This is a genomic window from Candidatus Magnetaquiglobus chichijimensis, assembly GCF_045865675.1.
GTDB classification, from domain to species: domain Bacteria; phylum Pseudomonadota; class Magnetococcia; order Magnetococcales; family Magnetaquicoccaceae; genus Magnetaquiglobus; species Magnetaquiglobus chichijimensis.
Window position 1 is genome coordinate 381357 of record NZ_BAAFGK010000005.1, and the last position, 13822, is coordinate 395178.

The 13822-nt window shown below is 62.3% G+C and carries 12 protein-coding genes; 4 read left to right on the forward strand and 8 right to left on the reverse strand.

Going from position 1 to position 13822, the window contains the following annotated elements:
- Positions 1 to 5: 5 nt before the first annotated feature.
- The 3 genes from ACOY6C_RS15515 to ACOY6C_RS15525 form a co-directional block, all read right to left on the reverse strand.
- Entirely contained in the window at positions 6 to 1622 is a 1617-nt protein-coding gene (locus ACOY6C_RS15515) for a glycosyltransferase (RefSeq protein WP_420906430.1), read from the reverse strand.
- Positions 1623 to 1774: 152 nt separating this feature from the next.
- Positions 1775 to 3112, reverse strand: a complete 1338-nt coding sequence (locus ACOY6C_RS15520) for a class I SAM-dependent methyltransferase (RefSeq protein WP_420906431.1) — start codon at positions 3110 to 3112, stop codon at positions 1775 to 1777.
- A 76-nt stretch (positions 3113 to 3188) separates the two neighbouring features.
- Positions 3189 to 3788, reverse strand: a complete 600-nt coding sequence (locus ACOY6C_RS15525) for a LysE family translocator (protein WP_420906432.1) — start codon at positions 3786 to 3788, stop codon at positions 3189 to 3191.
- A gap of 258 nt (positions 3789 to 4046) precedes the next feature.
- Here ACOY6C_RS15525 and ACOY6C_RS15530 point away from each other — a divergent pair, with 258 nt between their 5' ends.
- A complete protein-coding gene (locus ACOY6C_RS15530; protein WP_420906433.1) occupies positions 4047 to 4937 on the forward strand; it encodes a cation diffusion facilitator family transporter in 891 nt (296 codons plus the stop codon).
- 79 nt (positions 4938 to 5016) lie between these two features.
- Here ACOY6C_RS15530 and ACOY6C_RS15535 read toward each other — a convergent pair whose 3' ends face one another.
- The 5 genes from ACOY6C_RS15535 to ACOY6C_RS15555 form a co-directional block, all read right to left on the reverse strand.
- On the reverse strand, positions 5017 to 5955 hold the full coding sequence (locus ACOY6C_RS15535) for a hypothetical protein (RefSeq protein WP_420906434.1): 939 nt from the start codon (positions 5953 to 5955) through the stop codon (positions 5017 to 5019).
- A gap of 18 nt (positions 5956 to 5973) precedes the next feature.
- Positions 5974 to 7080, reverse strand: a complete 1107-nt coding sequence (locus ACOY6C_RS15540) for an AAA family ATPase (RefSeq protein ID WP_420906435.1) — start codon at positions 7078 to 7080, stop codon at positions 5974 to 5976.
- A complete protein-coding gene (locus ACOY6C_RS15545) occupies positions 7077 to 8213 on the reverse strand; it encodes a GmrSD restriction endonuclease domain-containing protein (protein WP_420906436.1) in 1137 nt (378 codons plus the stop codon). The genes ACOY6C_RS15540 and ACOY6C_RS15545 overlap by 4 nt, the downstream gene beginning before the upstream one ends.
- A 162-nt stretch (positions 8214 to 8375) precedes the next feature.
- Positions 8376 to 8930, reverse strand: a complete 555-nt coding sequence (gene rfbC, locus ACOY6C_RS15550; RefSeq protein WP_420906437.1) for a dTDP-4-dehydrorhamnose 3,5-epimerase — start codon at positions 8928 to 8930, stop codon at positions 8376 to 8378.
- A 90-nt stretch (positions 8931 to 9020) separates the two neighbouring features.
- Complete coding sequence (locus tag ACOY6C_RS15555) at positions 9021 to 9254, reverse strand: hypothetical protein (RefSeq protein ID WP_420906438.1); 234 nt, start codon at positions 9252 to 9254, stop codon at positions 9021 to 9023.
- A gap of 188 nt (positions 9255 to 9442) precedes the next feature.
- On the opposite strand from ACOY6C_RS15555, the gene ACOY6C_RS15560 reads away from it, so the two are divergent.
- Genes ACOY6C_RS15560 through ACOY6C_RS15570 form a run of 3 tightly spaced genes read left to right on the forward strand, consistent with a single transcriptional unit; the run spans position 9443 to position 13737 of the window.
- Positions 9443 to 10477 carry an ABC transporter permease gene (locus tag ACOY6C_RS15560; RefSeq protein ID WP_420906439.1) on the forward strand — a complete coding sequence of 345 codons (1035 nt, stop codon included), beginning with the start codon at positions 9443 to 9445 and terminating at the stop codon, positions 10475 to 10477.
- Positions 10478 to 12127: an ABC transporter ATP-binding protein gene (locus tag ACOY6C_RS15565; RefSeq protein WP_420906440.1), complete on the forward strand. Its 1650-nt coding sequence runs from the start codon at positions 10478 to 10480 to the stop codon at positions 12125 to 12127.
- On the forward strand, positions 12124 to 13737 hold the full coding sequence (locus ACOY6C_RS15570; protein WP_420906441.1) for a Na/Pi symporter: 1614 nt from the start codon (positions 12124 to 12126) through the stop codon (positions 13735 to 13737). Before ACOY6C_RS15565 ends, ACOY6C_RS15570 begins: the two co-directional genes overlap by 4 nt.
- Positions 13738 to 13822: the final 85 nt, after the last annotated feature.

A 13822-nucleotide genomic window follows, 5' to 3' on the forward strand; every position in this document is an offset into this window, starting at 1 on the left:
GAAAGTCACGGGAGCTTCTGCACTTCGCAGATCAATTCGCCGTGAAAGGGTCGCTGTTCCAGATTGTTCAACTCGGCCAGCGAGCTTTGACGCCACGGCAGCCACTTGACCAGAGGAAAGCCCGCCGCGTTCAATCTCCGCGCCAGCTCCTCGGCATCCATCACGTAGCGATGGCCCCAGGCGCGCATCCCCTCGTTCATCAGCTCGCAGGGGGACCACCCCAAGGCCGCGAACTCGCCGAGATCCTTGCGCAGATACATGTCGATCAGCACCCGCAGATCCGGCGTGGAAAGACGCAGCACCCCACCCGGCAGCAGCACGCGGTGAATCTCGCCCAGCAGGGTCATGATGCCGTCGGCGCTCAGATGCTCCAGAAAGTGCTCGGAGTAGACATACAGAACGCTGTTTTCCAGAAACGGCAAGGGGTTTTCCAGGTTGTGACAGAAGACCTCGGGCGCAGGCTCCAGATCGATGTTGATCCAGCCGGGCAGGATGTTTTTGCCGCACCCCAGATGGAGCCGCAGACCGTTGACCGGCATGGGGGCCGGGTGGGGGGTGACGTCGTGGGGAGGCGGGGCGGCAATCGCTCCGGTGGGCGCCGGGGTCGCCGGTGGGGGCGGGGCGCTCTCCGGCATGGCCACGGCCTGGTAGAGGTCGATCTGGCCGGTGAGATCCTTGACCGTGTTGGGTTGCAGACCGCACGGCAGAGCGGCAAAATCGAACTGGGCCGGCAGACCCTGGAACATCGCCTCCATGCCGAAGCGGACGGTGGAGATGTTGCCGGTGCGCAACGAGATCAGACCAAGCAGCACCGCCCGGTTGCCGTTGGGATTCAGGCCCAGCTCGCGCAGTTCCGGGGCGAAGGTCTCCTCGAAGAGCGGTTGCGGCAGGGCCAGGTAGTGACGCAGCACATGGGGCAGCTCCCACAGAAGCCGCCGGTGGGAATCGACCCGCGGCGCGCTGATGTTCTGGTTGTTGGTCAGCACCCGATAGGCGGTCAGAAAACGCCCCTCGATGATGTGGATCGGATAGTGGCTCACCAGCCGCACCCAGGTGTCGAAATCGCCGACCTGGGAGAGCCGCTCGTCGTAAAGACCGATGGTGTCGTAACAGGCGCGACGCACCATCACGGTGGGGTAGCAGAGGCAGTTGCTGGCAAAGAAGAACTGCCGCAACCAGTCGGCCTGACTGCGATTGGGGACGTAGAAGATCTGGTTGGCGAAGGTCTGATCCGCCGGGATGGGGTTGTTGGCCTCGTCCACGAAAGCCGGATAGCCGAAAACCGCGCCCACCTGGGGATTCTGGTCCAGATAATCGACCTGGATTTCGAGCTTGTCCGGCAGGAACATGTCATCGGAGTTGAGCGGGGCCAGAAACTCCCCCGAGGCGCGGCGGATGGCGTCGTTGACCGCGCAGCAGGAACCGCGATTGGTCGGAAACCGCACCAGCTTGATGCGTGGATCGTTGAAACTGGCGATCACATCCGCAGTGCCGTCCGAGGAGCCGTCGTCGGTGGCGATGATCTCGAAATCCTGACAGGTCTGGTTGAGAATGCTCGAGATGGCCGCGCCAACGTAGGGGGCATGGTTGTAAGAGGCCATGATGATGCTGACGCGTGGCACGGGCAAGACTCCGGCGAATGGGGGGACAGGGGAGAAACCACGCGACGCGCGGGCCGGGGTTTCTGGTCCTGGGGTTTTGCTGATGCTTACGATAAACCTCAGGATACACCGTCGCGCGCCCTGGCGTCAACGCTGGCGGGGCAGGTGGGCCGTCAACCGAAGCGCAGACAGGTGGTGGCCAACGGAAAGAACCTTTTCCAGTTCGACTGTTGAAAAATTTCCGCCGAACGGAGCAGTTCCGGCGGATTGGAGAGCCCCAGTCCGGAGTTGTGGAAACAGGGGGCGTGCAGCGCCCAGGCGCGCATTCCCCGCTCCCGGTAGGCGCACACGATGTCGGTGCCGTACAGGTGATATCCGAGACGCGGATCGGTGCCCGGAAAGCCCAGGCGATCGAAGCCGATCAACAGTTCGTCGAAGGAGTGAACCTCCGTCGGGAAGGGTCCGCCGCTCACCCGCAGCCAGTGGCGATCGACCACCACGCCGTGGTGCTGCTCCCCGTCCGGATGGGTGGCTACGCCGTACACCCCGAACACGCCGGCATGCGGGTCCAGGGCGCGGGCCCGGGCAACGCCGGCGAGGTACTGCCGGTCCCAGCCGGTGGGCAGATAGACATCTTGATGGGCGTAGATCACCTGGTCGTGGCGCGCCTGTCCCAGTCCGGTGCGGATCGCATCCGAGGCGGAAGGTTGTCCTTCCAGGAGGATGAGCTGATGGGGATGGTGGCCCTGAAAGATCGGGGAGGCGAGAAAATTCTCTTTGAGCACCGCGGGCTGGTTGGTGGGCACGATGAAGCTCAAGGGTGACGGGGCTGTGGGCTGCTCCGGGAAGGTGGAATTGATCAACCCCTTGAAGAGAAAGTGGCTGGCGGAAAGATAATAGACTCCGCGCATGGGATCCATCTTGACGTGGTTGAAGGCGTGCTGGAGCGCCAGGATCAGGCCGTCGTCGGGTTTGTCGAGGGGTGCTTCGGCGAGCAGGGGCAGCAGGCCGGCGTCGAGCAGCAGCCGGATGGCGCTGGCAAAGGTGAAACGGTGACGGATGGTCGAGGGGGTTGGATCCGGGTCGCGGGGCGGGAACTCGCCGGCCAGCAGAGCGGTCAGGGTGGCATGGTGCTGGGTGTTGGGGAAAACGGCGAGCAGGTGACCCTGGGGTTGCAGCCACGGGCGCAGACGGGTAAGACAAGCCAGGGGATCCACCAGACGGGTCAGGGTGTCGTTGAGGAGGATGCAGTCGTAGGGGGCGTCGAGGTCCGGAGGGCCATCCCGTTCGATATCCAGGGTGAACAGTCGATCCAGCCGGCTTTTGGCCTGCCAGGCCAGCGGGGCGTCGGCCTCGATGCCGTGCCAGATGAGGTTGGGATCCCTGGCCTTGGCGAATGCGCCCAAATGGCCGGTGCCGCAGCCGATCTCCAGGATGCGGGCTGGGCCGGTCGGCAGATGGTTGCCGAGCAGGGCGACAAGATGCGGGTCGAGACGGGAGGGCGTGGGCATGGTGGGGATCCGGGCAGGGGTTGAACAGTCGCGCCAGACAGCATGATGGTGGTTCTGATTCCTGCATGCAAGGCCGTCACGCGGGAAAGGCGCGCGCGATGGCCAGCAGGCCGAACAGGGCCAGGGAAGCGGCCAGGAAACGCATCACCAGCCGATGGGCGTGGTCGGAGAGGAGCGGCTGGCAGTGGGAGGCCAGCAGGGCCACCCCCATTTTGGTGGCGATGAGGGTGGTGATGGCGATGACGATGAACAGGAGCGCCTGGGCGTGGCTGCCGCGCAGGATGTAGCCGCCCCCGACGGTGAACCAGAAGAGGTAGGGGTTGGGGTTCAGGAGATTGATGCGGATGGCGGTTTTAAGCGAGCCGACCACCGGACCGCTGGCACCTTGCACAGGATGCACCGGGGCGCGGAACATGGAACGGGCGATGACCAGCAGGTAGATCCCGCCAATCAGGTTCAAGCCGGTGGTGAATCCGGAGAGGGATTCCAGGTGGGGCAGGGCCAGAGTGGTGACAAGGATGATCGGTCCATCGGTGAAGAGCGGGGCCAGACAGGCGCGCAACCCCGCGGACAGGCCATGGGTGAGGGTCTGGTGGAGGATGACCACGGTGAGCGGACCGGGTTGCACTCCGGCGGAGAGACCGAAGGCCAGAGCGGCGAGAAGATATTCGAGCATGGCGTCTCTTGTTGTGGAAGTCCGGGTGGTTGGCGCGCGGGGTTTGATGGGTCCGGGTCGCCGAAATCAAGGATTCAGGGTCACGATTCAGGCTCGATTCATCGGTTATGGAGTATGCTGCAACTTGGCATGATGGGGGGATCCCCCCATCACCCCCCTTGCCATGGAGCTTCCTTCGGGAGTTCCATGGTAATCGATGCGGGACGCGGGGGCAAACCGGTCCCACCCATCCAGACAGCCGAGTCGAGGAGCGACACCATGGCAGACGAACCGACCACCCCAACTCCGGATCTTGCCACCCGTTCCAGGCGCGCGGCGGTGGTGTTGATCCTGTTGAACGCCCTGCTGCTGGTGGCCAAGACCATCGTCGGCTGGCGTTATGACTCGCTGGCGATTCTCTCCGATGCCGGCAATTCGCTCACCGATGTGGTGACCTCGGTGATCATTCTGGTGGCGGTGCGGGAGTCGGCCAAACCGGCGGATCGGGAACACCCGTTCGGACATGCCCGCATCGAACCGATGGCCGCCTTCACGGTGGCGGTATTGACCTGCATGCTGGCCACCGAGGTGGCCCGCGAGGCGGTGGGGCGCGTGTATGAGGGGAGCCTGCCCCAATCCGGCTGGGTACCGGTGATGATGCTCGTGGCGGTGATCGCGGTCAAGGGGGGGATCTGGCGGGTGGCGGGTCGCATGGGCCGGCAGGGGAGCGCGGCCCTGAAGGCGGCGGCGGTGGATGCGCGGATGGATGTGGTGATCAGTCTGATGGCCCTGGGGAGCCTGGCCGGCGAGAGCTTGCGGCTGAACTGGCTGGATGGGGCCGCCTCGCTGCTGATCGCCGTCTGGATCGCCTGGACCGGGTATCAACTCGGCGCGGAGAACGTGGAACGCCTGATCGGTCATCTGCCGGACAGCGACACCCTGAAGGGGATTCACGACCGGTTGACCGCCATGCGGGATGCGGGCCGGATCCTCGATTTCCATGAACTGCGCATCCAGTACATCGGCACCGAAATCCATCTGGCGGTGCATGTGACGGTGGATGGCCACCTGGATGTGCTGCACGGCCACGCCATCGACGAGGCGATTCAGCACGCCCTGCACGAGGTTCCCGGCGTCACCTTCGTGGCGGTGCATGTCGAACCGGGGTGAGCCTCGCTCCGCATCGCCAGGTTCTCCGGCGGTGTGGTGTCGCGCTGGCAATCTGGATGATCAGGCGCGAAGGCGTTGATCAGTGGTGACGCACCGTGGGCAGATGTTTTCCTACGTAGCCGATGAACATTTTGCCTGGTCCGACAGATGGCTCATAATGGATGCGCCAGGGCTGTCCCGGCTTGACATGATAAAGAAAGAGCCTCGTCTTGCCATCCGGGCAGACAAAGGTTCGTTCGGCGGCGAATTGCCCCTTGGTCCCCTCGGATTCCGAGGTCGATGCGCAACCCAGGGCGCTTTGATTGAATCCCCCTTGATGCCACCTCTGGCAGTACCTTTCCAGGCAGAACAGGCCGCGCAAGATCGGTCCAAGCGCCTCGCGCGGCAGATCATGCATCTGATTTTCGACCGCAGTACAAAAGAGCAGGGAGGGAAAGAGTACCGAGGCTTGGTTCCACAAGTCGGTGCCCGAGGTGATGTCGCCCCGCAAACGCGGTTGAATCACCTCCCGATCATGGAATTCGATGTGATCCGGACGGCTGGCATGGGGTATCCGGGTGTGGAAGGGATGAATCTCGCTATCATCGCCCAACTGTTTGACATCCAGATCCACCCATTGCCCATCCCACCGTTCCTCCGAAAGCAGGCTCACGGCCAGATTATGGCTCAAATAGGCGACGCCAAGCCCGAAAGCGGGTTGATCGGCATGGTGGAATTCGAATTCGGGCTCCTTCTTCCGGAGTTCATCCAAGCCATCCAGCAAGGGGCTCCGGGTGGCTAGGCCAAGAAAATATTGACGCTGTTCGCGTGGAACCTTGGTGTCCCGTTGCCAATCCCGCCAAGTGTATTCTGGGGCGAGGGTGACGTTGCGTATCTCCTCTTGTGTGCGCAATTGTCGGCTCACCCCCTTTTGACAGGCGCTCCGAACTGTTTTCAGGAACTGTTCGATTTTTTCACGGGCGTTCTCCGGGCTCACCGCCAAGGGAAGCAGACTCAATTCATTAAAGATCAGCTCCATCGTTGGGCCTCGCCATCCTTAGAAGAGACACTCCAGTGACTTTTCCCATTCGTCGAAGAAACCGTCCGGCCAGGGATCGATGCGGCCATTTTCGTCGATCGTGGGGGAGATGATACGGGTTTGATAGGGCGGTTGGGCCTGTCTTGGACGCGAAAAAAAATGCATGGCAACCCGATTCGGAGCGCACCTGCCCTGGCGGACCGCGATGCGCATACCGTTGAGAATGTGATCGCTGTGAGTCTCGACGATCAACTGGATGCCTGCATGGGCGGCGCGGGCGATCAATTCGCCGATGCGCACCTGTCCTTGGGGATGTAGATGGGCCTCCGGGTTTTCCAGGATTAGCAGATCGTCGGGTTGGGCAGAGAGGATGGCCACGATGATCGGCATGCTATAGGTGATGCCGAAGCCGACACTGGTGGTGCGGAAGCGTCGGCCCTCGGTGGCCGCGAAGGAGTATTCCAGGTTGACGACATCCATGTTTTCATGGGTCAGAAGATGCAGGTCCACTCCGGGGCTGATCTCGCCCAGCCAGGCAGCAACCTGATGGAGCAGTTGATCCGAGCGTGCCTCTTCATGCCGGATGTGGCTGAGAAGGACCGGTTGCGAGCCGAACAGATCCAGGAAGTAACTGGCGTACTCTCCGTGCGCTCCCAAGGAGAGGTGCTCGCGGACCGCATGGTGCGATACCGGAAACATGGCGCGTGGTCCCAGGCGGTCCGCCTGTATATATTGGAAGCGGTCCTTGAACAGGCATTGATCGAGCGAAAATTGCTGTCTGGAAGCCGAATCCAACTCCAGAAAATCGGCATATTGATTGTACTTGAACAGGAATTCCGACCACAGCTCGTTCTGTTGACTGCGCAGGCCGATGGCAATTTCGTCCCGATCGGCATATTCGTACAAAACCGATCGGGCGGTTCCAAGGGTGATCAGGTCACCGTTCAAGGCCAGGCCACGATTCGGGAAGAGTCCCTGCAGATGCGACTGCCGCAGCACCAGAAGACTCTGAATGACGGTGGATTTACCCATGCCGTTCAGGCCGGTCAACAACGTCAGGTTGGCGAGTGGCAGATCCAGCTTTGCAAAGCACTTGAAATTTCGCAATCGAATGCCAGTGATCATGGTTGCGGCTCCTCAAGGGTCGCCTGGATGATATCGTGGATGGCCTGAAAGCGTTTCTGGACACGCTGCCAAGAGCCGGTGCCCTGGGTGACCGCGTTGAAGAAGGTGTCATTGTCCATGAGATCCAGGAATTTATTCCTCAGAATGGTTTTTCTATCCACGATCCGCTCTTGCGCTTCATCATCCAAAGAGGCTAAATTGATCGACCACGCCTCGAACAGTGCCTTGTTGATTTGCGAGCGCGCTGATGTGTTCCTTGACTCCTTGCGAAAGGCACGATTCCCGAAAATTCTGGTTGCCAGCTCCATGGCGCGTTTGAAACGCATTTCCAACACGTTGAGCTGCGCTGGAGCCATGGTATTGAGCCGCGACATGGCGTTACTGAGGAAAGCGTCGAAATCATCATCCGGGTACTTTGGATAGGGCGTCAGGCTGAAAGCCAAGAAGCGCAGCACGCATTCGCGATCCGCCATTCGCTGATTCTTCATACCATTGGCCGTTGCTTTCAGGAACGCCTGGGATTCGGCGAGCACCTTGATGCGTTCGGTTGCGGGTCCTTGATGCAAGGCGTGGCGGATCTCCTGGGCGGAAAGGGGCATGCCACCGGTGTTGATGCGCTTGAAAATGTTAAATTTCACATCCGGTGGGGTGCCCTTTTCGATCAGATAGACCGTGACTTGCGTCTCTTCGATGCGCCTTTGGTAGTTTCTTGGCAGTTCATTGAATCTTTTTCCCTCCACATCCTTCAGGAACTCCAGATCGCTCAGATCCAGCGATTTGTGGAGGATAAAATCGCGCAAGGTGGAGAGCCTTTGCAGACCATCGACCACCAGCCAGTGCCCTTCATCGGTGGCATCCATGTAGAAGGCGGGCAGGGGGATACGGATCAGCAGCGATTCGATCAAGCGACACTTGGCTGGTTTCTTCCAGACCTCGTTGCGTTGGAAATCGGGCGAAAGATCGATCTCATTCTCATTGATTCGCTTCACCAAGGTGTCCAGACTCATTTGCTTGGTCTGGACATTGATTTTTGTCGGGTCAAAAGGTTTGTTGATGCCGATTTCCTCGGGTTCCACGCCTGAATCAAGCATATCCTCTGCCTCTAAGGATTCATCGGATTCGAAATGACTCATGAACAGGCCTTTAGGATTGGAGTGGAACAAGATCCAAAATTGCGAGGATGATGCGAAGTAAATAATATCATATACAGATCATGGGGTCTAGGCGGGATCATACAAGATGATTTTGCTTCCGACAGCACTTCGGTGGTGTGTCAGATCGATATGATCTGGGGGTTACGGCCTTTTCGCCTCGAGCATGGCGACGGTGGCGGCGAAGGGGGTGCCTTGTTGGTCCTTGGGGGAGAGGATGGGTTCGACATCGCGCACGGGCCAGGGGATGGCCAGGGCCGGATCCGACCAGAGCAGGATCCGTTCGTGCTCGGGAAAGCGGTAATCGGTGACGCTGTAGAGAAAATCGGCCTCCGCGCTCAACACCTGGAAGCCGTGGGCATATCCGGGCGGAATCCAGAGGAGCAGGCCCTCCCCGGCCAGCAGGTGCAGGGCGGCGGATTGGCCAAACGTCGGGGAGCCGAGGCGCAGATCGACCACCACGTCGAAGATTTCGCCGCGAATCACCCGCACCAGCTTGCCCTGGGCATGCTCGATCTGGTAGTGCAGGCCGCGCAACACGTTGCGGGTCGAACGGGAGTGGTTGTCCTGCACGAACGGTTGGACGATGCCGACCCGTTCCAGCTCCGAACGGTCGATGGTCAGCTCCCGGCCCCCCTCCGACGGAATCCGGGGCCGCAGCAGCAACACGTCATGCAACAGGGTTCGTACGATTTTCATGGCAGGGATTCACCCAAATGATGGAGCCCGGATCCGGCGGATGCCGACGATCCCCCGTGACCATCGGATCGGGGAGGGCTGGACCGAGCCTCACAAAAGGCCGCGTTTGGTGTGGGAGACGATTTTCAGCAGACGCCGCAGATCCTCGGGCGTCAAAACCGTGTCGAGGGAGAGCGGCGCCAACACCACCTCCGGCGGGACGCGCTCCTCCTCATCAGCCAGGGGACAGGACAACGCCTCGTCCGGTTCTCCCTCCCCGATAACCGGGGGGAGTGGTCCGCCGGCCACCAGCCCATCCTCCCAGTGCTCCCGAACACCAGACATTCCAACCTCCATGATAGATCAACCGCGCATCGATTGCACCCCGGAGTCACCGAAAGGGGAAAGGAGCCCCAATCCCCAACCTGGGGAGGCTTTCGCAACCACAGCCTGAATGAGCGGGCATGCCGGACGCAATCGCCCGAGGATTCGCAACTTGCGGGCCAAGGGGGATTGGCGTATACTGCCACGCCATGCCGAGGCTGCCCACACTCTCACCGATCGCCCTTCGCCGCTGGCGGCGTTTCAACGCCAACACCCGCGGTCGCGTCTCCCTGTGGTTTTTCGCCGCGCTCTTTCTCCTCTCCCTCGGCGCGGAGCTGATCTCCAACGACAAACCCCTGATCATCCACTACCAGGGGAGCTTCTATTTCCCTCTGCTGGCCGCCTATCCGGAGACCACCTTTGGCGGTGACTTCGCCACCGAAGCCGATTACAAGGATCCCGAGATCCTCAAAAATCTGCGCCAGGGATCCAACTGGGTGATCTTTCCCCTCAATCCCCACGGCTACGCCACCATCGATCTGCACGCCACCCGACCCGCGCCCGCCAGTCCCGGCGATGGCCACCTGCTCGGCACCGACGACCGCGCCCGGGATGTCCTGGCGCGTCTGATCTACGGCTTCCGGCTGTCGGTTCTCTTCGCTCTGGCTCTGACCATCATCGGGGTCGCCATCGGGATTGTCGCCGGCGCGGTCCAGGGTTATTTCGGTGGAAAAACCGATCTCTGGCTGCAACGGTTCATGGAGATCTGGGGCAGCATGCCGGAACTGTATCTTCTGATCATCTTCGCCGGCATCTTCAATCCCGGCATTCCGCTGCTCCTGCTCCTGTTGTCGCTCTTTGGCTGGATGCACCTGGCGGACTACGTGCGCGCCGAGTTCCTGCGCGCCCGCAATCTGGTCTACATCAAGGCGGCCCGCGCCCTAGGAGCCTCGGACCGGGCCATCATGTTCCGTCATCTGCTCCCCAACGCCATGACCCCGGTGATCACCTTTCTGCCGTTTCGCATCTCCGGGGCCATCCTCGCCCTGACCAGCCTCGATTTCCTGGGCCTCGGCGTTCCTCCCACCACACCCAGCCTCGGCGAACTGCTCCGTCAGGGCAAGGGCAACATCGAAGCCTGGTGGCTGTCGCTTTCGGCCTTCGTGACCCTGGTGGTCATGATGCTTCTGCTCAATTTCATCGGCGAGGCCCTGCGCGACGCCATGGATCCCCGCAAGGAATAGATGGCTACCCCGGTCAAACCACTGCTCGCCGTCGAGAATCTCCGGGTGCGCTTCGAGGGGGAAACGGGCGTTGTCGAGGCGGTCCAGGGGATCTCCTTCTTCATCGCGCCGGGCGAAACCGTGGCCCTGGTGGGTGAATCCGGCAGCGGCAAGAGTGTCGCCGCCCTGTCGATGCTGCGCCTGCTCCCCCCGTCCGCCCTGGTCACCGCCGAGGGGATCTACTACCGGGGTCGCCAGACCACCACCCTCGGCGAGTCGCAAATGCGCAAACTGCGCGGGGGCGAGATCGGTCTGGTATTCCAGGAACCGATGACCGCCCTCAATCCGGTGCAACCCATCGCCACCCAGCTCATCGAGGCCATCTCGCTCGATCCCGAGGCCGATACCGACCCGGTGGCCCTCTTGGCCCGCGCTGTCGAGCTTCTGGCCTGGACCGGCATCCCGGATCCCGAAACCCGGCTGCAATCCTATCCCCATCAGCTCTCCGGCGGACAACGCCAACGGGTTCTGATCGCCATGGCTCTGGCGCGCAAGCCGTCGCTTCTGATCGCCGACGAGCCGACCACCGCCCTGGATGTGACCATCCAGGCCCAGATCCTGGAACTCCTCACCCGGCTGCGCCGCGAACTCAACATGGCCATGCTGCTGATCACCCACGATCTGCCCATGGTGCGCAAATGCGCGGATCGGGTCTATGTGATGCGGCAGGGGGTGATCGTCGAGCAGGGACCGACGGAGACCCTCTTCGCCGCGCCGCGTCACCCCTACACCCGCGCGCTGCTGGCCGCCCTCCCGGACGCCAACCCGCCGCGTCGTCCCGAAAACGCGCCGGTGCTGCTCGCCGCCAACCAGGTGAAATGCCACTTCCCGATCAAGAAAGGGCTCTTCAAACGAACCGTCGGCTGGATCAAGGCCGTGGACGAGGTGAGTTTCACCCTGCGCAAAGGCGAAACCCTGGGCGTGGTGGGGGAGTCGGGCAGCGGCAAGACCACGCTCGGCGAGACCATCCTGCGGTTGAACGACGGCGGCGGGGAGATTGTTTTCGACGGATTGGATCTCATGACCGGCAAGCGCGAATGGCAACGAACGCTGCGTCGGCGCATGCAGGTGGTGTTTCAGGATCCCTTCTCCTCCCTCTCCCCGCGCATGACCGTGGGCGAGATCCTGGCCGAGGGGTTGATGATCCACGATCTGGAACCCGATCCGGACAAGCGCCGTCAGGCGGCATTGGCGATTCTCGCCGAGGTCGGCATCGACCCCGAGGCCCTGGATCGCTATCCGCATCAATTCTCCGGCGGACAGCGCCAACGCATCGCCATTGCCCGCGTCATGATCCTCAAGCCCGAACTTCTCGTGCTCGATGAACCCACCAGCGCGCTCGATCTGTCGGTGCAGGCCCAGATCCTGAAACTCTTGAAAAAACTCCAGCACGATCATGGTCTGGCCTATCTGTTTGTCTCCCACGATCTGCGCGTGATCCGCGCCATGTCCCACGAGGTGATGGTGATGCAGAACGGGCGCGTGGTCGAGGTCGGTCCCACCGCGGAACTCTTCGCCGCCCCGCGTCACCCCTACACCCGCCGTCTGCTGGCTGCGGCCCTCGATCTCTCCACCGGCGGGAGCGATACCCCGGAGGTGTCCACGCCATGAGCCAGAGCTGGATTCTCGCCGCCGAGGCGGTCACCGGTGTGGCGCTCTATCTCTACGGGGTCGAAAAAAGTTTTTTCGCCCTCGGGCTTCTGCACGCCGAACCGCTCAAACAACGGCTCGGCGCGCTCCCGGATCACGACCCGCGCGGCTGGCTGGCCGGTATCCTCACCGGTCTTCTGCTCTGGTGCAACCGCGTCATCCAGGAGCGGTTGAGCGAGTTGGCCGCCATCGATCTTCTGGCCTGTCGTCAGACCCTGCTGATGCTCCTGGCCAGTCTCATCGGCACCGCCCTGCCCGCGATCCCGCTCGCCGCCATTCCGCCCGGCATCGCCGTTGCCCCCCTGGTGGCCGGATTGCTGCTCCTTTATGCCATCTCCGAATCCCGTTGGCGTCTGCATGGCCATCTGTTGCTCGGACTCGGCCTGCTCTTTCTCGGCATGGCGACCCTCGCCGATACCCTGCCGCGTCTGCCTGGCGTGGCCGCGACCCTGGATATCCCCTGGCTCGCCCTGCCGCTGGCCGCCCTGATCGCCTCGCTGCTGGGCTCGGCCACCGCCGTGGTGGGGCTCATGTTGCCTTTGGCCGGCATGGAGGGGTTGTCGGGATCGACCGCGGTCCTGATGATCCTGGCCGCCAATCTCGGCGCCGCCCTGCCGCTGGCCACCCTGCTCAAGGAGAGCAGCGCCCAGCTCGACCGTCTGTTGCTGGCGCAACTGGTGTTCGTGATTCCGGGATTGCTGCTGGTGGCCCCCTGGCCGGAGCGGATCGCCGCGGGTCTTGCCTGGCTGCCCTTTTCCGAGGGGTGGCGGCTGGTGGTGTTTCACATCGCCTTCAACCTCCTCATCGCCCTGATCGGTCTTCTCCCCCTGCGTCCGCTGGTGCAGCTCGCCCACAAGCTGCTGCCCGACCCCTTCGGCACCGAGGTCGAGTCGTTGGAGTTCACCGAGCGGTATTGGCCGCGCTATCTGGACGAGGATCTGTTGCCCACCCCGCCGCTGGCCCTGGCCATGGCGCGTCGCGAGACCGGGCTGATCGCCGCCCTGATCGAGGAGATGCTGGCCCTGGTGCCCGAGGCGCTGTTTCAGGGGGATGCCAACACCATCGTGAAGTTGCGCAAGATGGACGATCGGGTGGACGAGATCCACCGCGCGGTCACCCGCTATCTGGCCGGCATCGGCGGGTCGCGGCTTTCGGCCCATGTGGCCGACGAGCTGATGGCCGCCATGACCGTCAGCAACGAGTTGGAGTCGATCGGGGATGTGATCGAGAACAATTTCGCCCATCTGGCCGAAGCCAGCCTGGACGAGCGGGTGGCCCTGTCCGAGGAGAGCCGGGTTGCCCTCGAGGGGTATCACCAGCTGGTGATCACCGCGTTTCGGCAGGCGGCGGACGCCTTCTTGAGCGCGGATCCGGCGTTGGCGCGGGCGGTGATGGCGCAAAAGGAGTCGGTGAGCGCGTTGGATGCCCAGGCCAGGCAGGAGCAGATGCGCGCCTTGCGCAGCGGTGAAAAGGATTTCGTCGCCTACAGTCTTTTCATGGATCTGTATGAGAACTACAAGCGGATCTACTACCACGCCAAGCGCATCGCCAAGGTGGTGGCCGGGGTGTAGGCCAGGTTCGCGGCATCGTTCTGCAAACGGCATAACTTGACATGATGGGGGGGATACCCCCCCCTCACCCCTCCGCCGGAAACCT

What these genes read in the sequence shown, in the direction of transcription:
- ACOY6C_RS15520 (WP_420906431.1), bottom strand. Translation starts at nt 3,112, where the DNA reads ATGCCCACGCCCTCCCGTCTCGACCCGCATCTTGTCGCCCTGCTCGGC.
- ACOY6C_RS15525 (WP_420906432.1), bottom strand. Translation starts at nt 3,788, where the DNA reads ATGCTCGAATATCTTCTCGCCGCTCTGGCCTTCGGTCTCTCCGCCGGA.
- ACOY6C_RS15530 (WP_420906433.1), top strand. Translation starts at nt 4,047, where the DNA reads ATGGCAGACGAACCGACCACCCCAACTCCGGATCTTGCCACCCGTTCC.
- ACOY6C_RS15535 (WP_420906434.1), bottom strand. Translation starts at nt 5,955, where the DNA reads ATGGAGCTGATCTTTAATGAATTGAGTCTGCTTCCCTTGGCGGTGAGC.
- ACOY6C_RS15540 (WP_420906435.1), bottom strand. Translation starts at nt 7,080, where the DNA reads ATGATCACTGGCATTCGATTGCGAAATTTCAAGTGCTTTGCAAAGCTG.
- ACOY6C_RS15545 (WP_420906436.1), bottom strand. Translation starts at nt 8,213, where the DNA reads ATGAGTCATTTCGAATCCGATGAATCCTTAGAGGCAGAGGATATGCTT.
- rfbC (WP_420906437.1), bottom strand. Translation starts at nt 8,930, where the DNA reads ATGAAAATCGTACGAACCCTGTTGCATGACGTGTTGCTGCTGCGGCCC.
- ACOY6C_RS15555 (WP_420906438.1), bottom strand. Translation starts at nt 9,254, where the DNA reads ATGTCTGGTGTTCGGGAGCACTGGGAGGATGGGCTGGTGGCCGGCGGA.
- ACOY6C_RS15560 (WP_420906439.1), top strand. Translation starts at nt 9,443, where the DNA reads ATGCCGAGGCTGCCCACACTCTCACCGATCGCCCTTCGCCGCTGGCGG.
- ACOY6C_RS15565 (WP_420906440.1), top strand. Translation starts at nt 10,478, where the DNA reads ATGGCTACCCCGGTCAAACCACTGCTCGCCGTCGAGAATCTCCGGGTG.
- ACOY6C_RS15570 (WP_420906441.1), top strand. Translation starts at nt 12,124, where the DNA reads ATGAGCCAGAGCTGGATTCTCGCCGCCGAGGCGGTCACCGGTGTGGCG.